Source organism: Protofrankia sp. Cas4 (assembly GCF_963555915.1).
Lineage (GTDB): Bacteria > Actinomycetota > Actinomycetes > Frankiales > Frankiaceae > Protofrankia.
Genome location: NZ_CAUVXL010000150.1, coordinates 1 through 21839 on the forward strand (window position 1 = coordinate 1; position 21839 = coordinate 21839).

At 65.0% G+C, this 21839-nt stretch carries 18 protein-coding genes and 1 pseudogene; 2 read left to right on the top strand and 17 right to left on the bottom strand.

The features are described from left to right. The 8 genes and pseudogenes from U9979_RS13765 to U9979_RS13800 form a co-directional block, all read right to left on the bottom strand. Positions 1–148 (bottom strand): FAD-dependent oxidoreductase (locus U9979_RS13765; RefSeq protein WP_322779694.1); only part of this gene is annotated, 148 nt, incomplete at its 3' end. A 1-nt stretch (position 149) separates the two neighbouring features. Continuing rightward, entirely contained in the window at positions 150–1694 is a 1545-nt protein-coding gene (locus U9979_RS13770) for a class I tRNA ligase family protein (RefSeq protein ID WP_322779676.1), read from the bottom strand. A gap of 89 nt (positions 1695–1783) precedes the next feature. Beyond that, positions 1784–2125 (bottom strand): annotated as a pseudogene (locus U9979_RS13775) (cupin domain-containing protein); the annotation flags it as partial. Further along, complete coding sequence (locus U9979_RS13780) at positions 2125–3405, bottom strand: lysine N(6)-hydroxylase/L-ornithine N(5)-oxygenase family protein (RefSeq protein ID WP_322779678.1); 1281 nt, start codon at positions 3403–3405, stop codon at positions 2125–2127. The pseudogene U9979_RS13775 and the gene U9979_RS13780, both read right to left, overlap by 1 nt. Positions 3406–3605: 200 nt before the next feature. Next, entirely contained in the window at positions 3606–4937 is a 1332-nt protein-coding gene (locus tag U9979_RS13785) for an MFS transporter (protein ID WP_322779679.1), read from the bottom strand. 75 nt (positions 4938–5012) lie between these two features. Further along, positions 5013–5846 carry an isocitrate lyase/phosphoenolpyruvate mutase family protein gene (locus U9979_RS13790; RefSeq protein WP_322779680.1) on the bottom strand — a complete coding sequence of 278 codons (834 nt, stop codon included), beginning with the start codon at positions 5844–5846 and terminating at the stop codon, positions 5013–5015. A gap of 111 nt (positions 5847–5957) precedes the next feature. After that, positions 5958–6788 (bottom strand): dimethylargininase, encoded by an 831-nt coding sequence (gene ddaH, locus U9979_RS13795; protein WP_416220156.1) that lies wholly within the window; start codon positions 6786–6788, stop codon positions 5958–5960. A 118-nt stretch (positions 6789–6906) separates the two neighbouring features. Beyond that, complete coding sequence (locus U9979_RS13800; RefSeq protein WP_322779682.1) at positions 6907–8394, bottom strand: hypothetical protein; 1488 nt, start codon at positions 8392–8394, stop codon at positions 6907–6909. Between the two features lie 253 nt (positions 8395–8647). Between U9979_RS13800 and lysA the strand changes: the two genes are divergently transcribed. Further along, positions 8648–9973 (top strand): diaminopimelate decarboxylase, encoded by a 1326-nt coding sequence (gene lysA, locus U9979_RS13805; RefSeq protein ID WP_322779683.1) that lies wholly within the window; start codon positions 8648–8650, stop codon positions 9971–9973. Between the two features lie 62 nt (positions 9974–10035). Here the strand turns inward: lysA and U9979_RS13810 are convergent, their stop codons facing one another. The 8 genes from U9979_RS13810 to U9979_RS13845 all read right to left on the bottom strand — a co-directional run bounded on the left by U9979_RS13810 (position 10036) and on the right by U9979_RS13845 (position 18245). Continuing rightward, on the bottom strand, positions 10036–11064 hold the full coding sequence (locus U9979_RS13810) for a TauD/TfdA family dioxygenase (RefSeq protein WP_322750113.1): 1029 nt from the start codon (positions 11062–11064) through the stop codon (positions 10036–10038). Positions 11065–11132: 68 nt separating this feature from the next. Further along, the gene (locus U9979_RS13815) at positions 11133–12221 is read right to left on the bottom strand and encodes a hypothetical protein (RefSeq protein ID WP_322779684.1); all 1089 of its coding nucleotides are present in this window, start codon (positions 12219–12221) and stop codon (positions 11133–11135) included. After that, entirely contained in the window at positions 12218–13264 is a 1047-nt protein-coding gene (locus tag U9979_RS13820) for an aspartate-semialdehyde dehydrogenase (RefSeq protein ID WP_322767794.1), read from the bottom strand. The genes U9979_RS13815 and U9979_RS13820 overlap by 4 nt, the downstream gene beginning before the upstream one ends. After that, entirely contained in the window at positions 13261–14238 is a 978-nt protein-coding gene (locus U9979_RS13825) for a DMT family transporter (RefSeq protein ID WP_322750111.1), read from the bottom strand. Before U9979_RS13825 ends, U9979_RS13820 begins: the two co-directional genes overlap by 4 nt. 143 nt (positions 14239–14381) lie before the next feature. Continuing rightward, positions 14382–15338, bottom strand: coding sequence for a transporter substrate-binding domain-containing protein (locus tag U9979_RS13830; protein WP_322779685.1), 957 nt, complete (start codon positions 15336–15338; stop codon positions 14382–14384). Beyond that, the gene (locus U9979_RS13835) at positions 15335–16660 is read right to left on the bottom strand and encodes a methylaspartate mutase (RefSeq protein ID WP_416220165.1); all 1326 of its coding nucleotides are present in this window, start codon (positions 16658–16660) and stop codon (positions 15335–15337) included. The genes U9979_RS13830 and U9979_RS13835 overlap by 4 nt, the downstream gene beginning before the upstream one ends. Before the next feature lie 11 nt (positions 16661–16671). Continuing rightward, positions 16672–17310 carry a cobalamin B12-binding domain-containing protein gene (locus tag U9979_RS13840; protein ID WP_322779687.1) on the bottom strand — a complete coding sequence of 213 codons (639 nt, stop codon included), beginning with the start codon at positions 17308–17310 and terminating at the stop codon, positions 16672–16674. Positions 17311–17330: 20 nt separating this feature from the next. Beyond that, positions 17331–18245: a hypothetical protein gene (locus tag U9979_RS13845; RefSeq protein WP_322779688.1), complete on the bottom strand. Its 915-nt coding sequence runs from the start codon at positions 18243–18245 to the stop codon at positions 17331–17333. A 134-nt stretch (positions 18246–18379) separates the two neighbouring features. Here U9979_RS13845 and U9979_RS13850 point away from each other — a divergent pair, with 134 nt between their 5' ends. Further along, positions 18380–18565, top strand: coding sequence for a hypothetical protein (locus U9979_RS13850; RefSeq protein ID WP_322779689.1), 186 nt, complete (start codon positions 18380–18382; stop codon positions 18563–18565). On the opposite strand, the gene U9979_RS13855 is transcribed toward U9979_RS13850, so the two are convergent. Then, on the bottom strand, positions 18556–21675 hold the full coding sequence (locus U9979_RS13855) for a BTAD domain-containing putative transcriptional regulator (RefSeq protein ID WP_322779690.1): 3120 nt from the start codon (positions 21673–21675) through the stop codon (positions 18556–18558). The two genes, U9979_RS13850 and U9979_RS13855, sit on opposite strands and share 10 nt — an antisense overlap. Between the last annotated feature and the right edge of the window lie 164 nt (positions 21676–21839).

Sequence of the window (21839 nt, forward strand, 5' to 3'; positions counted from 1 at the left end):
GCTGATCGAACGAACTGGACATCGGATTGGGGACGGCACCCCGATCCAGCACGGTCACCCGATGGCCTGCCAGTGCACACCGGATCGCGGTCAGCAGGCCGGTGACACCCGCTCCGACGATGAGGACGTGCCGGGCATCGGCTGGCATCTCACTGCGCCCGTTCGCGCAGCCGGGGCATGCGCCTGGGCGCGATCTCGGTGGCCGTCGGGCCGGCGATTGGGATCAAGGTGTCGGGTAACGCCTGCCGGGCCAGGTCGATCAGGATGGGCGCCGCACAGCGCAGGAGCATGTCAACCTCGTGGCAGAAATCACCGCTGTCCGCCGGGCCCGGCGCCCACCGGTCCAACCGGGACAGCTGTTCGGCGAGCGTCTCGGCCGCCCGGTTGAGGCTGAACCGGGAAAGCTCGTAGGAGCCGGTGACGCGTTCGATGATGCGGGCGGCCGATGCCCTGGACCGCTGCGACACCGCCAGCGGCCCCCGGTCGACCCACTCGTCCACCCTGGCCGCCACCCGGTTCCACGGCTCGACAAGACGCGACCGGGTGACCCGGACCAACGCCTCGCGGCTGAAATCGGTGCGTTGGAATTCCGGGCTGGTCGCGGCCAGATGGAACCGGATCAGGTCCCGGGGCACCTCGGCCGCCAGCTCCCGGCCCCACACCGCATGACCGCGGCTGGTGGAGAACTTTGCATTGTCCAACTCGTAGAACTCGTTGGTGAGGAAACGTGCCGGCAGGTCGTAGCGACCGTCGTGCGCCAGCAGCATCGCGGTCCCGGCGATCGCGAACGGGTAGATGTTGTCGAAGCCGAGGAAATAGACCACCGACGAGCCGGCCCCGGTCAGCCACAGTTCGTCGTCGCCGGCCAGCACCGCGCCTCGGCGCTCGGCGGACAGTGCGGAGCAGTACATGCTCCAGGCCATCGGCTCGGCATTCGGGTTGATCACCTGCCCGGCGACCTCGGGAAAGGGCGCGGGGATACCCCAGGAGATCGGATAGGTGACCGGAAAGTCCGGCAACGGCCGGGACACCATGTCCGCGACCGCCTGCGCCATGTGCGGACGCATCATCGAGCAGTGGTCGGCGAAGTGGTCGCGTATTTTACCCCGGTACTCCTCCATGGGCAGCACCAGGACCTGCGCCGCACGCAACTGCACCGGATCGTCGGGGTACATGGTTGATCGCGGGTTGATGAGGTCGCCCGCGGCGATCGGATGGGCACAACTCTCGCAGAGCCCGGCGCATCCGTCGGCCAGACAGATCGGGCAACCGCCACGCACGTACCCGTCCACCAGGTACTGTCCGGTGCGCGGCGAGTACGGGAACATCATCGTCTCGAGTCGGAACTTACCGGCGGCGTGCAGCCGCTCCATGAAGCCCCGGACCACCTTGATGAACCGTTCCTCGACCCCGGTGAACCCGTCGATCGCGATGCCCATGGCCGCCAGGGTCGCCCGCACGTCCCGCGTCGAGCGGGCCACCAGCTCCGCCGGTGTCGTGCCCAGTCGGTGGGCCGTGGTCACCACGTAGGTCGGGGTGTCCTGGACGCCGGTGCCCAGCAGCGCCTCGCGGCCTACCGCGCGGCTGTACCGGGTGTACACATCGGCCGCCAGGAACGGACCTGCCAGGTGACCCAGATGCAGGTCGCCGTTTGCGGTGGGCGCGGGCGAGATCACCACCACCCGCCCGGTCACGGTACTTGCCCCTCAAGCGACCCGGAGAGTTCGGCCTCCGGCGATGCGATAGAACCACGATCGCATCGCCTTTGGCCCTCGAGCGACCCGATGAACTTCACCGACATGGCGCTGTCCCACCAGATGCCGTAGTACTCGAAGTCCTCGGCATCGTCATTGACCACCTGATGGATGCATTCGGGGGGCAGATGCGCGATGTCGCCTTCGGTGAACTCATGCCGCTCGTCGTCGACCACCAGGGTCGAGCGACCCCTCATGGCGATGAAGATTTCGTGCTCGTGGTGGGTGTGCGCGGTCGACACGTCGCCTGGCCGCAGCACGCACCAGGCGCCTTCGAACGGCGCGTTCAGCACAGGCCAGGGCAACAGCCGTGCCGAGTCCAGACCGTAGGCACGGGTCAGATTCGCTCGGTCCAACCTGCGGATCTCCATCACGCGCTCCACGCCACCGGCGCCGCGCGCCGGTCGAGCAGGTCGGCGATGATGTCCTGGGAGCGGTGGGCGAGCACGCTGATCAACGAGTCCGAAATGCCATGGGTCTGTTCGTTGACGCCCTGCAGGTACACCGCGCCCCACGCCGAATCGTCCAGGTCGACGCGGTAGCGCCTGCTGACCGCGATGTCATCCAGCCCCAGCCGCTGTGCGAGATCCCGCACCAGCGCGGGCATTTCCGGTTCGTATCCGGTCCCGAGCAGCACCAGGTCAGCGCGCAGCGACTCGATCTTGCCGCTCCTACGGTCCCGCAGGTCCAGGGCCACCTCGTCGCCGTCGACGCGGGCGCCGACGACCTCGATCATGGCTCGCACGACGGATCGCCGGCGGCCCAGCATCTTCTGCTGGTAGAGCATCGAGTACAGCTCGTCGACGAAGGGCGCAGCCAACCCGGCGTAGTTGGTCAGATGCATTTCGTCGAGGATCTCCGCGCGGGTCTCACGGCCGCTGTCGAAGAACTCGTCCACGAAGGAGGGGAAGAACAGCTCGTTGACGAACTTGCTGGTCTGGTAATTCTGCAGGCCGACCGAGCGCACCAGGAGGGTCGGCTGGCTCAGCGGAAGGTCCTGGTGCAACGCCATGAACATCTCCGCCGCGCTCTGTGCACCGCCAACCACCACGGCCCGCAGCGGACGATCAGTCGGCAGTTGCGCGATCCGCGTGGAGTACCCGGTACTGTGGATCACCCGGTCGGCAGGCAGCTCGCGGAAGACGTCGGGGACGTACGGGTCGCGGCCGGTGCCGATGACCAGGTCGCGGCAACGGACGGTGCCGCCGCCGGCGAGGGTGACCGTCCACCCGAGGACCGTGCCGTCGCCGCCCCGCCTGGGTTCGACCCGCTCGGCGCGGGCGCCGTAGCGGACGCGGACATGCTCCAGGGAGTCCGCGACCCATTGCTGATAGCCGGACAGTTCCCAGCGGAACGGGTTGAACGTGCCCAGGTTCACGAACTCGTCCAGACGGCCCTGCTCGTGCAGAAAACTCAGGAAGGTGAACCGACTCCTGGGGTTTCGCAGAGTCACCAGATCCTTCAGGAATGACACCTGACTGCGCGCCCACGGCAGCAGCAGGTTCCGCTGCCATTTGACGTCGGGATACTGCTCCAGCAACAGGGTGTTCTCGGCCAGCTCCCGTACACCGGACTCCTCGATGCCGATCGCCAACGCCAGGTTTGCCGGTCCGGCTCCGATCGCCAGTACGTCGACCTCTTGGTCTATCAAAATCCCACTCCGATCGTCGCAGTCCTATTCTGCTGCGCCGGCCGAACTCAGTTCGCCGGTACCTCACAATTCAAGCCGACCCAATCATTGTTCGACAGGATTGATCGCCGGAGACAACCAAATTCACGAACCTGGTCGGACACGAATAACGCCGCCCGTGACGGGCGGCGTTATTCGGCATGCTATTCATTCAGAAAATCCTAGCCACGGGCTGCCGACGGCACCTCGTCGATCGTGGCGTAGTCAACGGTCTCGTCGCTTCGCCGCAGCGTTTCCGGCTGGGCCGGACGGGGATGTGCATGCCGCTCGTTCTCCCGCATGCCCACCAACGCGCACAACGCGGCGATCACGCCGATACCACCGCACACCGGCCAGACACCGTTGGCCAGACTCTGCCAGGCAAGCACGCCGAGAGTCGGCCCGAGTGCCAGACCGAGTCCGAATGTCGCGTAGTGCGCGCCGATGTACCGAGCCTTCACCGTCGCCGGGAACGTAGCCGGGTGTGCGAACATCGTCGGCCCATTGATCATCACACCGAAGACGAACACCACGGTGCTGAGAATGATCAGAACGACCGAGCGGGTAGCGAGTCCGTACGCGGCGAGACCGACGCCCATCAGCGCGGTACCAAAGGCACCCACGAGGTTCGGCCGCCAGTTCTTGACATAGAATGTGATCTTCAGCTCACACAGGACCACGGTGAGCGAAGACGTGGCGAGCACCACGCTGTACAGTGCGGCCGAATGCCCATCGGCGGTGATCTTGAGCGGCAGTGCGACCATGTACTGCACATAAATCATGGAACCGAGCAGTACCGAGGCCAGGAAAAGCAGGTAGTTGCGGTCACGCAACAGCACACCGTACGCGGACCGCTTGTCTTCGGTCGGCTTCTCCTGCGCCGCCGCGGCCGGCATATCCGGCAGGAAGGTGCGTGCGAGTACCGCGTACGCGAACGCGGTACCCGCATCGAGCCAGAAGAGCAGATCCCAGTTGAGCAGGATCAGCCCGGCTGCGATCAGCGGACCCAGTGCGGCGCCGATGTTCAGCGCCGTCCGCATCATCGAGAACGCCATGACGCGGTGCTCTTCGGGCATGAGCTCACTGAGCAGCACCGCAGCCGCGGGCCGGTAGGACTGGGTGACCAGGCCGGCCAGGGCGACGGCGGCGACCAGGAGACCGAAGCGCGCCGGACTGCTCAGCCACGGAATGAGTCCTACGATCATGGATGAGGTCAGCATCGAGCCGGCGATGGTCGCCCGCGGACCGATCCGGTGGGTCAGCTCGCCACCCAGTAGCGTGCCGCACACCGCGCCCACGCTGTATGCCGTCAGCGCGATGCCGGCCTGCTCGATGGAGAATCCGCGAACTGCCAGATACAGCACCAAAAATGTCTGTACAAATGCGCCCAACTGATTGATCAGTACGCCGCCCAGCAAGTACCTGACCGATGGCGGTGTTGCACGGATGGTCGCGAAAACTCCCGCTGGAGTATCCGCTTCTGTCGAATTCTTCGCTCTGCTCTTCTGCGCCATGACTCGATTTCAACAGAAGCGCTCGTTGACCGGCAGTGTTGACCGAAATGAACAATCAATCCCCGGCCAAGTCGATTATCGGCTGAACATACCGTTGATGCCGCCGAAGTCGAGGGATCCGTCGAGTTCGGTGTAGGTGCCCTTGGTGAGCAGCTCGCTGGCCGCACGCTGAGCGACGGAGTAGGCCGCCTGGCTGATGCCGGTGCCGACGCTCACTCGGCGCACGCCCGCCGACTCGAACTCGGCGATGGTCGGCGCGCCCGGCCCGACCATCACGTTAATCGGCAACGGTGACGCCTTCACCAGCGAGGCCACGACATCAAGGTCGATCAGGCCCGGCACGAAGAGGCAGTCCGCACCTGCCTCGGCGTAAACCGACGACCGGGCAAGCACGTCGGCCAACCGCCCCTCAGGCGCACCGACGTTGAACAGAAAGACGTCGGTCCGCGCATTGATCAACAACTCCGGTAGTCCCGACCGCGCCGCTGCGGCCCGGCCGGCCCGCAGTCGCTCGGCCTGTGCGGCAGCGTCGAACAGCGGACCACCGGGAGCCTGCGAATCCTCGATGTTCACCCCGACCGCACCGGCACCGACGACCGCTCCCACTGTCGCCTCGACATCGTCGGGGCCGAGGCCATATCCCCCTTCCACGTCGGCGGTGACCGGGATGTCCACCGCGGCGACGATCCGCCGAACCTGCTCGATCATTTCGGCCCGGGTCAGGCCGTGCCCGTCGGGCCGGCCAACCGACCAGGCGATGCCCGCGCTCGTCGTGGCTATCGCCTGCGCGCCTGCCTGCGCGATCAGCGCGGCACTGGCGGCATCCCACGCGTTCGGCAGTATCAGCACCCCGCTGTCGTGCAGCGCTCGCAACGACTGCGCCCTGCCCTGTTGGATTTTCTCCACCATGCTGCCTCCCCTTTCAGTCACATTTCAGTCACATCACGACGTCCCGCCGGCTGAGCTCACAGCGTACTCGCGCGGCCACGGGCGGAAGCCGCACTGCTCCTCTTATCCGGCCTATCCCGTCGATCCGGCCGATCCGGCGCGCAGCTCCAACGTGGCGCACTTGACGCTGCCGCCGGCCTTGAGCAGTTCGGACAGGTCCACCCCGATCGGCTCGAAGCCGTGCTCGCGCAACTGGGCGATCAGCCCGGTGGCGGCCTGGGGCAGCACCACGTGCTGTCCGTCGGAGACGGCGTTGAGGCCGAACGCCGTGGCGTCACCGTCGGATGCCGTGATGGCGTCCGGGTAGAGCTCTTCGAGCAGCCGGCGGCTGTCTGCGCAGAACGCCCTCGGGTAGTACATGACCGTGTCGTCGTCCAGTACGGCGAGCGCCGTGTCCAGGTGGTAATAGCACGGATCCACCAGCGTCAGCCCGACCACCGGCACACCGAAGAACTCCTGGGTCTCGGTATGGGACACCGCGTTGGTCCGGAAACCCGAGCCGGCCAGAATCCGCGATCCGGCAACCAGGTAGTCGCCCTCGCCCTCATTGATCCACTGCGCCTGCCGGACATCATGATACCCGTTTTCCCGGAACCAGCGCAGGTAGGCGGCGGACTCCGGGCAGCGGTAGGTGTGGCGAAAGCGCGCGACGAGCACCTGGCCGTTCACGACGGTCGCCCCGTTGGCCGCGAAGACCATGTCCGGCAGGCCGGGTCGTGGTTCGAGCTGTTCCACCCGGTGGCCCAGGTCGAGGTAGAGATCACGCAGCCACTCCCACTGGGCGACGGCGACCTCGGTGAAGGTTGGTTTCCGGGGATCCATCCATGGATTGATCGAGTACTCGACGTCGAAATACGTCGGTCTGACCATGAGATAATGTCGTCGGGTTGCTGTACGTCGCACGCTGTCCTCCACGTCGCCGTCGGGCGTCTTTCCGATACCTGGTGAACGCATATGCCGGCACCCGCTGGTCGCCGTCCGCCGTCCCCGGTGAGACCGGTCTGCGTTTCCTGCCGGACCGTTATGCGCAGATAACGGCTTGACTGATTCGTGAATCAGTCAAGCCGCGCGTGACGTTGACCGGAAGAATAGCTGGACTCGAACAATCAATGTTGGACGCGATGACCGGCGCGGGCCGCTCTGCGTCCCGTTGCACATCCATGGCGAACACGCTGACCAACCTCGGTACGCGGTAGCGCCCGGCGACATTGGCCCGCCGCAACAAGCCGACGTTCACCATCGACTCCAGCAGTTCGTCCGCCGACTCGATCGGTATGCCCGTGCCAGCGGCGACGCCGATCGCCGTCGTCCATCCGGCCTCATGCAGACCGAGGTGATGGACCACCGCCCGCCCTGCCGGCGACAGCAGCTGGTACGCCGAGGCGAACCGGTCCCGCACGTTCACGTCGCCGATGCTGAGCCTGTCCAGCGCGACGTCGCGGTCGGCGAGTTGGCTGGCGGTGTAGGCGATGGTCCACTCCGGCCGAGCTGCGATCCTCCTACCGATGATGTTGACGGCGAGCGGCAGATCCCCGCACAGCTCAGCGATGGCATCGGTGGCGTCATACTCCGTCCGCACCCGTGCCGCGCCGGCAAGCCGGCCGATCAATGTCACCGATTCCGTCCGGGTGAACGTATCCAAATCGATCCGGTGCATGTCGTCCAGCCCGAGCAGTCGCGCCCTGCTGGTCACCACGACCTGGCTGTGCGCGGCCTGTCCCAGCAGCGGCCGGACCTGGTGCTCGTCCCGGACGTTCGCCAGTAGGACGAACAGCCTGTGCTGGGCGAGCAGCGATCGATACAGACCGAGCTGCTGCATCGGGTTGCCCGGCACGAGATGAACGGGCACTCCCAGAGCATGCAGAAAACCGCGCACGATATTGTCGACGCTGCCTGCGGACTGCTCGCCACCGTCGCGGCTGTCGAGATCAGCGTAGAGCTGGCCGTCCGGGAACCCGGCGGACACCGTGTGGGCCAGTCGGAGCGCGAACGCCATCTTGCCGCTCCCGATCGGCCCGCTGACCAGCAGAGGTACCCTGACCTGTCCGGCAAGGCCGATCAGCCGGGACGCGTCGGCCAATGCCTGCGCGCGGCCGACAAAGGTGCTCAAGGCCATTGGCAGTTGAGCGGGACGGGCGAGCCGGGTCACCGCATCCGTGGCCCCCTGCACCCCGGTCAGGTGCAGGGGGCTGTCAGCCGACGAAACAGCCGGCACCCGGCCGTCCTGGGGTCCGGACGCCATGGCGGCTTGCCCGGCGATGCTTCGCCAGCGCCGTTCCCAGGCCTCGCGATTTCCACCGCATGCGGACACGAACGCCAGCGTCACCGCAAGTGTGGGCAGCCGATAACCACTGGCTGCGCTGGACAGTACTGACGGCGCGAACAACGCAGTGCGTGCGAGCTCCCGGTAGCTTGGATTGCCTGCCCGATTCCGCAGCGCACGCAGATCATGAGCGAACGCGGCGATCGGACCGCTGGTCGCGTCCAACGGTCTCTCAGGTCTACCCATACCAAATCACCCCTGGGGCGTGTTTCGAAAGTCGTCTGCCGAACGCGTAAGGCTCGGGCTGCGGCCCGCCGCACCGAGGTCCGCGGGTTGCCCGGTATCCTGTGCCGGTCGGCGCTGGACCTGCACCCCTGGTCGCCGGTGGGTCGAACAGTGGACCCGACCACCTCGCCCGGGCACTTCCACCTGCTCTCCGCCGACGAACAGGAACGTCCGCTGATCGTCGTGCTGCGTGGCTCATCATTCGGGAGGCTTCATGGATCGCTTCACGTATCGCGACGGCGTGCTGTACGTGGAGGACGTCGCCGTGGAGGACGTCGCAGCCCGTTTCGGTACCCCGGTCTACGTCTACTCCCACGGCACTCTTGTCACGCACCTGCGGCAGGTGGCCGACGCCTTCGCTGAACTCGCGCCGCTGATCTGTTTTTCGGTCAAGGCGTTGAGCAACGTCCACCTCCTGCGGGATCTGGCGCAGGCAGGAGCGGGTGTAGATGTGGTGAGCGGCGGCGAACTCTACCGGGCACTGCTGGCCCAGGTGCCCGCCGACCGCATCGTCTTTGCTGGCGTGGGCAAGTCCGACGACGAACTGCGCTACGCGGTGCGGTCTGGCATCCGCTGCGTGAACGTGGAGTCCGACGGCGAGATGAGGGCACTTGGCCGGGCGGCCGCCGAATGCCAGATCCAGGCGGGAGCCGCGGTACGGGTCAATCCGGACGTCGCAGTGGGTTCGCGCACCCCGGCCAAGACGACGACCGGACGTCGCGGCGGCAAGTTCGGAATTGATCTTGAGCAGGTGCGCGACGTGTACCTGCTTGCTGTAGCTCATGAATGGCTGCGGCCGGAAGGCCTGCATTTCCATCTCGGATCTCCGATCTTTCACCCGGAGGCCTACGGGGAGGCCGTGGACAAGGTGCTGGCTGTCGCCGAGAAGCTGATGGCCGATGGTGCCCCGGTTCCGGCGATAAACATCGGTGGCGGTTTCCCTGCGGACTATGATGGATCCGGCGTCCCGGATTGGTCGGACTTCGCCGCCGTGATCACACCGAAACTACGCTCCTTCGTGGCCGCCGGCGGCAGGGTGGTGCTGGAACCGGGTCGCTCGATCGCCGCCAACGCCGGTGTGTTGCTGACCCGGGTGCGCTACCTGAAGACTTCCGGCGTCCAGAACGTCGCGATTGCCGATGCCGGAATGAGTCACTTGATCCGGACCGCCTTCTACGACACGTTTCATTTCATGTGGCCGGTCCGTCCGCGAGACGGCCTGTGCCCGGTGAGCCGTACCACCTACCATGACCAACCGGGCCTCCGGCGATATGACGTCGCGGGTCCGCTGTGTGAGTCCAGTGACTACCTTGCCAAAGACCGGCTCCTTCCACCGCTGGCGGCCGGGGATGTTCTCGCCGTGTTCACCGCCGGCGCTTACGGCATGACGATGGCAAGCCACTACAACAGCCTTCCCCGCCCGGCGGAAGTGCTGGTCGACGGTGGAGGCGTCCGGCTGATCCGGCGACGTGAAACCTACGAGGATCTCGTCTGCGCGGAGGTCGAGACCGAGTCGGCCATGTCGGCGAACCCCGCATGACCCGCCGGGTCCACGCGACGGTCTGCGAGATTCAGACCCGATACGAACTCTCGCGGTTCGGATCAGAAGTGAATCCGGCGGCTGCCGGGCGTAGCCCGATAGCGGATACTCCACTGGCTGCGCCGGATGTAAGTACGCTGAAGCCACCGGTCCTGGCCGTCGTAACGGGGTGTGAACTGCGATCGGGCGTGCAGGCCCTTGCGATTATTGATCAATAAAGCTTGGCCCGGTCGCAGGAAAACCTCGTGCGCCGTCTCCCGGCACGCCGCCTGCAGGCGATCGAGAGCTGCCTGCCCAGCGCTTGTCATCCCGCGCACGCCGTTCGCCGATACAGAGATTTCCGGAACGGCATCCGGACCACTGATTATCGGAACCGGCTCGGAAAGCGTGTCAACGCCGCCGGCAACGTCGCGAACGTAGCTGCCGGGGGCGTTGAGCCGGAAGACCGGGCTGCGTAGGATCTCCAGCGATGTCGCGTCCAGCGCCCGGGAGACGTCCCGGGCGTCAGCGTAATACGTACGTGCGATGCCCTGATGGTCGGCGCGGACGCAGATCAGTACCAGGAAGTCCGGATTACTGAGGTCGTAGCGGCCGATGGCGTCGTAGACGATGTCGTTGTGGAAGTTGAGGAAGGTGGTCGAACTCTGGTTGGTCTGGGTGGCCGCCCCGGTTCGGACCGGGATCACGTCATGGATCAGACGGCCGTTCTTCTCGGTGAGAAAACCAACCGGCTCACCAAGCAGACCGCTGAGCCCGAGCAGGACCCCTTCGGTGACAAAGCTGCTCTTCTCACGGCTCGGACCGCCATCGGTCGGTGTCGCCGGCACGTTCGCATCGACCGGCAGATTGCGGACGACGCTCACGCCTGAGGTGTCCGAATGCCGACCGAAGTCCAGCAGCTGCTGGAGGAGTGCGACCGGCAGACCGGCAAAGATCTGGTAACAGCGAGCCATCGCCCGGTCGATGTTGCGGGTCGGGTCAGGAAGCGCGGCAAGTTCTCGTGCCATAATGTCGCGGATGGCGTCCGGCAGGACGACCTCGCAGAGCGTGCGACTGGGAGCGGTAGCGAAGCCGTCGTTGATGATGGTCATGGCGAAACTTCTCCTCCTGAGGGCTCAGCTGCACGAGAGATCGGGAGATTCGGGACAGCTACAGCGGTTCACCCGGAACTGAGCGGAGTCTCCGGCGAAGTGGCGAGGTTCTCGTGCAACTTCTGGGCAAGGCGCACGGCCTCGTCTGCTGTCTGCGCCACATGAATCTGACTGTTGCTGCCGCTCAGCTCGACAACAGGTATACCGTCGACACGTGCATGCGGCAGGGAATGCCGGCGCTGGAACATATCGATGTCGAGATAGCCGCCGATCACCCCGATGCAGGGGCTGTCGGCGAACCGGATGGCTTCCACACCCTGGGCGTTGAAGATGCGATGCGTCTCGTCGGCCTGTGTGTGGTTGGCGTAGCGCAGCACGGTGGACCGAAGGTTGACTATCACCGCGGAGACGGCCGCGCCGGCCTCGCTGATGGTGCTGCCGATCGGGAACGGTGCCTCGTTGGACCGGCAGAGGATGGTGACGTTGTACTGCTCGGCCAGCTGCACCGCCCCGCGGTGCAGCACCTTGGCGCCGTGCAGGGACATCGATCGGGCGACACCGTATGCAACGTTGGGCAGCAGTCGGGCGCCGGCGACGAGGTTGGGATCGGCGCTGTAGATGCCGTCCACGTCAGAGTAGATCTCGCACCTGTTCGCGCCGACGGCGACGGCGGCCGCGACTGCAGACAGATCCGAGCTGTTTTTCCCCAGCCAGGTGGGACAGTGGGCAGCGTCCACCGCTTGACCGCCGGGGATTATCACTGTTTCGTGCTCCACCAGAGCCCGAGTCAGCGGCATCGGGTCGATATCTTCCAGCCGGGCCCACATGAAGCTGCTACCTGTGGTAAAGCCGAGCTGGTGGCCCGCAAGTACTGTGGACCGGCATCCTATCCTGTGCAGGGCCGCGGACAGCAACTGGGCACCAACCGTGTCAGCGAGGGTGAGGAGTCCCGCCACAGAGGCGTCAGCCGGGTGAGGATTGACCTCGCGCAACAGCTCGCGTAGCTTCTCGGTCTCGCCGGGCATCGCACTGACCACCACGGCCAGCGGTCTACCGTCGGCCTCAATGCGTTCGGCGAGGGTCTCGGCCAGACGTCGGTATGCCTCGGCGGTACGGAAGCTGGATCCGCCGAATTTCAGGACCGCGGGGCGGGTCACAACGTCCCCCTTTCAATCATTGCCTCGGCGATCTGGATGGCGTTGAGGGCGGCGCCGATCCGGACGTTGTCAGCCACGATCCACAGCCAGAAGCCCCGTGGATTATGCTCAGCCACCCGGATTCGGCCGACGTGAACATGGTCGGGACGGGTGGTCGCGGTGCGCGGTGTCGGGAACGCGCCCATCATGTCCTTGTCATGCACGGCCACCTCAGGCAGCGCCGCGAGGCGTTCGACGAGCTCGGTGCGATCAACCGGGTTGTTGCACTCGATCCAGGCAGCCTCGGAATGGCAGTTGGCCACTGGTACACGGACACAGGTGGTGGTGACGTCCAGATGCGGCAATCCGAGAATCTTGCGGCACTCCTGGAGCATCTTCTGCTCCTCAAACGTAAAACCGGAGTCCAGCAGCCTGTCGATGAATGGCACGACATTGAAGGCGAGTGAGGGAGTGAACTCCTGCGCCGGCCCCAGATCGCGACGATCCGTCAGAGTCGCCTGGCTGGCCGCGTAGAGTTCAGCGATTCCGGAGTGCCCACGACCCGAGGCTGCCTGGTAGGTACTCACCACCGCCTGGCGGATGCCCCAGCGTTCCTGCACCGTTCCCAGCAGCCGAACCAGCGGAATCGTCGAGCAGTTGGGGTTGGCGACGATGCCGCTGTCAGGACGGCGGCTCAGTTCATGGGCGTTGATCTGCGGGACGATCAGCGGAGTGTGGGGGTCCATCCGGAAGGCGCTGGTGTTGTCAATCACCAACACGCCCTTGTCAACCGCAGCGGGCACGAACGTCTCACTGACCGAACCACCGGCTGAGAAGAAGGCCACATCGACCTGCGAGAAGTCGAAGCTCGCCAAGTCCTGGACCTGGTAGGCACGGCCGTCAACGGCCAGTTCGCGACCTGCCGAGCGGCCGGACGCGATCAGGTGGACAGCGCGGTAGCGGAAGCCGCGCTCCTCGATCAACTGGATCAGGGTACTGCCGACGACGCCGGTGGCACCGACGAGCGCTACCCGGGGAGCCGCGGAATCAGCCACGAGAGTCATCGATTCACTCCAGCGGTTGCGGTCGGCGCGGCTGCGGAAGCAGTGGCGAGAGGAAGCTCGACGAGCTGGGCGGCGGCACGACGTGGGCCGATCCTCCAGCCGAGGTTGATGCCGAGGCTGGCGGCAATGATCAGGGGAATTCCCAGTGCCTGCAGCGCGCTGACGTGGTGCCCGTAGACCGCCCAGTCGCCGAGCATCGCGACGGCCGGGTAGACGAAGGCCAATACCGCGATCTTGCTGGTGGGAAGCTTCTGGAACGAGGAGTACATCAGGATGTACATGAGACAGGTGTGGATCACGCCGATACCGACCAACCAGGCCCAGCCTGTGCCGATGCCCGACATCTGGTGGAAGTTGGTGAAGGGCGCCAGCAGCGGGATGCCGACGATGACCTGGACCAGCGCGATCAGCTGCGGGCGCACACCGGACAGCCGCTTGGCGATGATGGTGGCGAACGCGTAGAAGACGGCGGCCAGTAGCGCCTGCCCGATTCCGGTCAGGTAGTGAGTACCGTTGGTGAAGTCCGCCGGAGTGATGTCGGCAACCAGGATCAGTCCGCTGAAGGCGACAGCGAACCAGCCGCACTTGACAGCCGTGATCTTATCGCGAAACAGCAGAGCACCGAGGAGTACGACATAGAACGGCTGGGTGTGATAAACGACAGTCGCCACCGAGATCGAGGTCGATTTGTACGCCTCGAACAGCAACGCCCAGTTGAACACGATGAAGACGCCGCCGAGGGCAGCCAGCGCCAGCTTCTTCAGAGTGAAACCGTGATTTCTGAACAATCCATGAACCGAACAGTAAAGACCCAGCGCGATGGCACCGAACACGCAGCGAAAGAAGACCACGTTAAACGGGGATGCGCCGGACTCGATGACGAAGATGCCCAGCGTTCCGGAGAGCATCATCGCCAGGGTCAGTTCGATGGCCCCCGTCTTCTCCCGACTGGCCGACGGCTTCAAGGTATTCATATCGGATGTTTCCCTTCATGACGGTGCCCAGGGTCCCGGGGGGATCGCCGGAACAACTTGCGGCCGATGAGTGGTGCCGCGCATACGCGCGGTGCGGCAGTGCGGACACGGCTGTAGAAATACGATGTGCGGTTTTTTACTGATCAGTGCAGCGGGAGAGCGTAGTGTAGGCCGCCGCGGGTCCACAGCTCATTCATGCCGCGGGGGATGTCGAGCCCGGACGACGGCCCGAGATTGCGGTCGTAGATGTCGCCATAGGTGCCGACTGCAGCCAACACCCGGCGGGCCCATGCTTCATCCAGGCCGAGGTTCGGCCCGTTGACGCCGGCAGTGCCGGCAACGGCATCCAGCGCCGCTGCACGCCCCACCGTGGAGGCCTGCGCCGCCGCGTGCTCAGCGGCGAACAGGAAGTTCAGCACCCAGCGGCACACCCGAAACCATGCCGGGTCGTCGTCGCGGACGGCCATCGCCATGGGCTCCCGGGAGATCATCTCTGTCAGAATGCGATGGGCGGCGGCGTCGGGCAGTGCGGCCCGTTCACCGGCCAGGGCCATCCGGTCGAGCACGTAGGCAGCACATTCGCCATGGACGTACCCGGCAATGGCATCGGCCGGAGTCGCGTACGTCACCGGCTGCACCGATAGGCCGCGCGAGCCATACCAGGCGTTGAGGTTGGCCGCGCTGGTTGTGCCCGCCTGGATGGCCAACCGACGCCCGGCGAGCTGTTCGGGTGTGTCAAAGCCGTCGGCCGCGCGGACCAGGAAGCCTTCGCCGTCGTAGGCGATCACCCCGGGAAACAGCACCGATCCGCCGGCCTCCCGGCCAAGCGTCCACGAGAGATTACTGGTGACCAGGTCGGCGTCGTCACCGATCAACCGGTCCAGCCGCCGGGCCGGATCGGTCGGCAGCCAGGTCACCGCCATGGCGTCCCCAATCGTCGCCGCCGCGACCGCCCGGGCGATGTCGACGTCCAGTCCGCTCCAGAGCCCGCCGGCTGTCTGGAAGGACAGTCCGCGGATACCACGGCTGACCACGGTGCGTAAAGTGCCCGCCGAGCGGACCGTCTCCAGCGTCGGGACGACTGCCGTGGCGATGCTCATAGCAACCTCCTGACCGGGGAACCCACGAGTTGCTCGCGGTCAAAACGCCGCTCGTTGTAACCGAGCATGTCGACCAGTCCGCGGGCGGTGAGGCGCTGTGCCGTGCATTCATCCTGATATGTACCAGTCAGCGGTAGGGCGCCGGTGTCGGACCAGACGAGCTGACCGCGGTGGTCGATCCGGGCCCGGGCGCGGTTGGCGTTGTCGCGGTGCAGGCAAAACGGCACATCGAGATGGCCAGAGGCGAAGGCCTCCAGCAGCGCCGATCCCACGTCGCTGCCCAGCTGAAGGGTCGTAGTGATCAGTAGTCGGGCTTCGTCGAGGATCCCGGTGTCCGATGGCGGCGGGACCGGGGCACGAGAGGCTTCGTCCTCCGCGACGGCGGCGGCAAACTCGAGCGCGGCGACATTCTCCCCGATGGACGGGATGCGCATCGCCTCCGCCTGAGTTTTGACGATCAGCCGTTCGGTGCCGCTGCGGACTGCCAGCCGGGCGCTCTCCTCCAGAATCCTGAATGCCCCGACGGGAGTACGCGGGAAAACCCCCATATATGTATAAAGAACAACATGCCAATTCAGGTCGCCAAGCCATTCCCCGGCCAGCGAGCGCAGCGCGGCAAGCGCCTCCAGGTCCTGGCCGGGATGGGTCTGCTGGGCGTAACTGAGGGAGATGTCACGCAGGCCGTGTTCTCGGAAGAAAAGCCCCTCCAAGATGGTCAACGCAACGAGCATGCCGGGCGGACACAGCTGCCCCAGCATGCATCCGCCAAAGCTCTCCACATGCATTGGCTCGTCCATCCCGGCCAGCAGCTCGCAGCAGCGCGCCCAGGATGCGACCGCCTCACGCAGCGGTACCCGGCTGTAGGGCAGGCAGTACGAAACCGGACCGCCCTCGGTGGCGTCCGCCCCGGCTGCGACCAACGCCGCAAACAGTTCGTCAGGGATCGCCGAGCCGTGCCGGACCTGGACGGGGAAGTCATCATCGGCCAGCCCGAACAGCATCTGACGAGTGGTCTCGGCGCCGTGCGTCACCAGTGGGAAGCCATTGAGATCGTCTCCGGCGTGCAACGCCTGCCGGGCCGATTGGTGATCGTTTACTCGAGTGTAGCTATCCACCGTGATAGTGCCGACAGTTGTACAGCGAGCCGCCCGCACAGCTTCCAGACCGGCCCGCATCCTGGACACCGGACCGAATCCCATGCGTGGCTGGACAATCAACCGGCCGTCACTCGCCGCCTGTTGAACGAAACGCGAGAAACGACCGCTGCGGACTGTCGTCCACGGCGGAGTATCACCAGACGGAGTATCACCAGACGGTGTCATCTTCGGCTGCATCAGGCTTCTCCTTCCCGGACGCCCGCCAGCTCGGCCCTCGGCCGGGCTGTGGGGACCGACAGAAATTTCTCGAATTCTGTGAGACCGGCGTCGGCCTCGAAGACGCCGTCGAAACCGTTGGCCACCAGCTCGGCATCAAAACGGGTGTTCTCCGCACCGTGGACGCCGAGTTTTCCACCGATCACCACACGCAATGAGGAAAGTTCTTGATCGCTGCGTATCTTTCGTATGAGCCGAAGGCCGTCGAGATGCCCGTGTCCGTTGACCGTACTTACCACGAGCACATCGGGTCTCGATCTGCGGCACTCCTCGATGATTATCTCGTCGGGGGCACAGGCTCCGAGATTGATCACCTCTCCACCGCGATCCTCCAACACGAGCTGAAGGAATACCAGGTTCCACATATGGGCATCGGACGATACGCCGGAAACGACATAACGTGGAATAGAAGAGGACAACATCATCAAAAGCCCCGTCCGGCCCGTTGTCGTGGGCCTTCTTCGTGGGTCCGCGCCACCGCGAACCTCATACTTAGTGGTCACCCTGACAGGCGACACCGGAGGTACGGGATCCGTCCGCGTGTCGGCCCGGGTATTCGGTGGGGGCCGGCACGGCCATCTGTACAGCGCGTCGGTCATTTTCCCTCCCTCGTCACGGTTCAGTAGGGGATCGCGTTGCCCAGGCCGAGCCGGTGGGCGGCCAACGTCAGCTGGCACGCCAAGGATGTGCTCAGCAACCCCACGCTGAGAACCTCAACCAGCAGGATTCCCTCGGGTGGCTTGGAACGTGCGACGTGGTCGCCGCTCAACAGGCCTCTGAGATCGCCGGCGATGCGATGAGAACGATACTCCCGATGCCGCCTCGCGACCGTGCCTGTTTCACTCGACCTGTGTGCCCTGACAAAATGGCGGTGGAGATTTTCCTCGATCATCCCCAGGTTGTCGACATAGACAGTCGCCACCCCGTTGACCACACCAATCGGCAGATCCCAGCCGCTGCAGTTGACCAGGACCGCGCCCTTAGCGATCTGGCCGATGTGCAGGTCAACGGCAGATTTTCCGGCGATACCGACAAAATTCGCCCCAAAGGCGGCCTCGGCAATCTCGGATGTGACGATGAAACTGATGCCGGACAGATCGAGCTCATCGACGACCCGGTGGGTGACTATTTCCTCCGAGGATCCGCCGACGGCGCACACAGCCACGTGACTGACCCCGTCAACGTACCGGGCCGCCATCCGCAGCAGCATCTCGGCCGACAGCCCCGAACCCAGCACTGACACGGTTGCCGCACCCGGTGGGACGAACAGTCGTGCGGCAGCGCCTGCCAGGCAGGCGCTGCGGACCGCCTGCAGAGCTCGTAACGGCAGCAGAAAGCGGACTGCCCCTCGCGGGTCCTCGACCGCGATGTGCTTTTCGGAGAGACCGACACCCGCTCCGGCCACCGGTCCCACCACGAGGCTCCCTTCAAGATTTTTCCTGCCGGTCAGCTCAGCTACGACCAGCGCCAGTGGATCCAGGTCGTCGAGGGCACGGTGCACGTCCTCAGGGCTGATCTGAAACGTCGTGCTCAACGAAGGCCCTCTCTCAGGTCCAGGTGTGTCCCTTTGGTCGACACCATGACCTCGATGACTTCTCACCTGCTTCTGACCGGCTATCGGGCAATCGAAAGCCAGTCGATGGCAAATCGAAGTCGACCCGAGGCAACGTGACATCCGTCGCCGACATGTTCGTCGGCGGAAAGATGATCAATCAGGAGGAAACGATGTTCGCAGACTTCACGGACGGGACGAATGCATCCGGGCTGACGTCGGGCCTGGTCGACGGAATCGCATCAGTGCTTCTGACGGGCTCACCAGTGGGCGTCAGCGGCACTGACGACACTCACTGGTGAGAGGCCGAACGGTTCACCGGGTCGCACAAACCGTGCTGTTTGGAGAGTTCGACGAGCACGCGACGTGCCTCGGCTGAACCGTCGGCGGTGAGTATCTCCAGGGCTTCATTCAGCTCCTGACGAGCCAGCAGGGGGTCACCGTCTTTGCGATGAAAATCCGACAGCAGCACCAACGATTTCGCGGTCCACACCCCTGAACCGAGCTCCTGGAACAGGCGCTTGGCTCCCTCAAGGTGATTCGGTCCTGATTCGGTGTTACCCTGGGCGATCTCGATCTCGCCCAGGGTGTGGCATGCCTTCGCCTCGATCAGTCGCTCGCCCGCACCGGACGCGAGCTCTAGTGCATGTGCGATCGTGGTTGCCGCGCTGTCCAGCCGGCCCTCCCGATACCGCACGACGCCCAACCCGTACAGCGCGTGGGCCTCGCCGATCCGGTCACCACCGTCGCGGACTATGCGCAGCACCCGGTGCAGCTCCTGCCGTGCCATCTCAAGTTCGCCGACAAGCACGTGCAGATCGGCGAAACTGTGCAGCACCTGCGCCTCGACGCGGATGCATCCCAACTGCCGACACGTGTCCAGAGCCTGTTCCAACAGCAGCTGTGCCCGGTCCAGATCCCCGACGCTGAGCCAGTGCTTGGCCTGACTCCGCATGACATGCGCGGCCCCGATGCGGTCGTCGACACGGCGCAGGAGCATGAGCGCCCGGTCGTATTTCGCAACCATCGCGTCGCTGTCGCCCCGAATCCCGTCCACATGCGCGGAATTGCGCAGTACGAGCGCGAAGCCGTGTTCGTTGCCTGCGGCGTCAAATTGGTCCATAGCCGCGCGGAAACACATGTCCGCTTCCGCAAGCCTGCTCTGGAACATGTTCAGCGTGCCTATCGAATACAGCATCGCTGCGACTCCGGTTCGGTTCCCGGCGCGGTGAGCCGCGTCATGGGCTGTCTGCGCCACCTCATGCCAGTCGTCGAAGTACCCCCTGGACTCGAACAGGGTTGTGCAGGTAAGTGCGAGGTCCCAGCACAGTTCGTCGAGACCGCTCTCGGCCGCGTGGCGTACGGCCGCTACAAGAGCTGGCCGCTCGCTGTCCCACCAGTCCATCGGATCGCCGACCACCTCCTCGGGATCCGCATCCGGCGGCCGCCAGCGCGGCGCGTTCCCGTGGATGACGGTGTAGTCGCCGCCGTACTCCTTGCGGTGCGCAGCCTCGGCCAAGGCCAGCCACGCCCCCAGAACCCTGACCAGAACGGCATTCCGCTCGTCCTGTGCCTCGGTCTCGATCAGCCGTTCACGCGCATAGACCCGAATCAGATCATGGAACCGGTAACGCAGCCCTCTGGCATCCGGATACACGACGGTTTCCAGTACATGCGCATCGACCAGGCTTTCCAGCACATCCTCGGCCACCGCGACATCCGTGTCGAGCAGTGCCGCCGCGGTCCAGGAACGGACGTCGGGTGCCTGAATCATCGCCAGCCGGCGAAACAGGCGCTTCGCCGGTTCTTCGAGATTCTCGTAGGTGAGGCCGATGCTGGATCGCAGCTCCCAGCCGCGGTGTTCCAGCTCGTCCAATCGGCGCACCTCGTCCCGCAGACGATGGACCAGCCGACCAAGCTGCCACCGTGTGCGGGACGCCAGTTTGGCCGCCGCGATGCGCAACGCGAGAGGCAGGCCGTCACAGAGTTCACCCAGCTCCGTCGCGGCAGTCTCCTCCGCTCGGACGCGTTCGGTACCGATAATCTTGGTCAGCATCTCGACGGATTCGGCGGCATCGAATGCTTCGACGGCGACATGGTGCGCACCAGGCAGGCCGGTCAGTCTGTTCCTGCTGGTGGTGATCACAGCACAGCTTGGACTACCCGGTAACAGCGGCAGCACCTGCTCCTCATTGACCACGTCGTCCAACACCACGAGTACGCGCTTGGCGGCCAGGCAGCTGCGGTAGAGTTCGCCCCGTTCACCGACATCGTCCGGAATGGCCGCTCCCGACACTCCCAGCGCACGCAGAAAGCGCGCCAGTTGCACCGCGGCGCGGTCCGGACTGGTCGAACTCTGCAGCTCCGCGTAGAGAACACCGTCCTCAAAGTCGTCGTTGAGTATATGGGCCACCCGGATCGCGAGGGTGGATTTACCGACTCCCCCCCTACCGGACAGGGCGACGATCTGCATGGCGTGCCCAGCCGACGCCGCACCGTCGTTCCTGCTGAGCAGTTTTCTGATCTCGACGATTTCGGCTACCCGTCCGGTGAAATCAGAAATACCAGCCGGAAGCTGTCGCGGCAGCGTTCGCCGGTGGTATGCCTGCGGCGGATAGGCAACAGCCGGGCCGACGTCATGGGGAACCACGTTGACCTGGGGAACACCGAGCCTTGGATCCCGATTCAGGATGGCCAGCTCCAGATCTTGCAGCTCCTGCCCCGGCTCGATACCCACTTCCTCAATCAGGGTTGTGCGTGCCTGCCTGAAGATCCCCAGCGCCTCGGCCTGCCGTCCGCTGCGGTACAACGCCAGCATGAGAAACCCGTGGAGCCGTTCCCGGAGCGGGTGCTCGCCGACCAGCGCCTGCAACTCGACGATGAGCTCCTCGTGCCAACCGAGTTTGAGTTCCAGCCGCACGCAATCCTCAATGGCTGCCAGTCGCTTCTCATCCAATGCGGTAGCGCCTCGTCGGATGAGCTCGCTCTGCACGCCGGCCAGTGCCGTACCGTTCCACAGTGCCAACGCCGCACGCAATGTTCGCACCGCATCCGCTGTACGCCCGGCATCGATTTGCTCCTTGGCGGCAGCAAGCTGACCGGTGAACCGCAGGCTGTCCACCTCATTCGCCCCCAGTTCGAGGACGTATCCCGGAACGCGGGTCCTGATCGCATCGGGGAACCCTGCCTCGGCGAACAGCTTACGAAGCCCCGAGATGCAAACCTGGATCTGCCCGCGTGCCGTAGGGGGCGGATCTTCCTGCCAGACCGCCTCGATGAGTTGGTCGATGGAGGTAACACTGTTGACGTTCAAGGAAAGCATGGCAAGGACGATCTGTTGCCTCGGCCCTCCGAGGTGCAGCGAACGACCGCCGACAGCAAGGTCAAGGGGGCCCAGAAGCCGTAGCGCCATCCTCCCCCTTCCGAGTGGCTCCCCCAGCCCCAGCGCGATCCGATGCTCAAAAAGGATTATAACCACAGGATTACCCCATGACCAGCGAGACAGGATGCTGAAGGTAGCCAGGAGTCAAACACGCCGAATTCCTACCGTGACCAACAGTCGAACATCGGCCCACA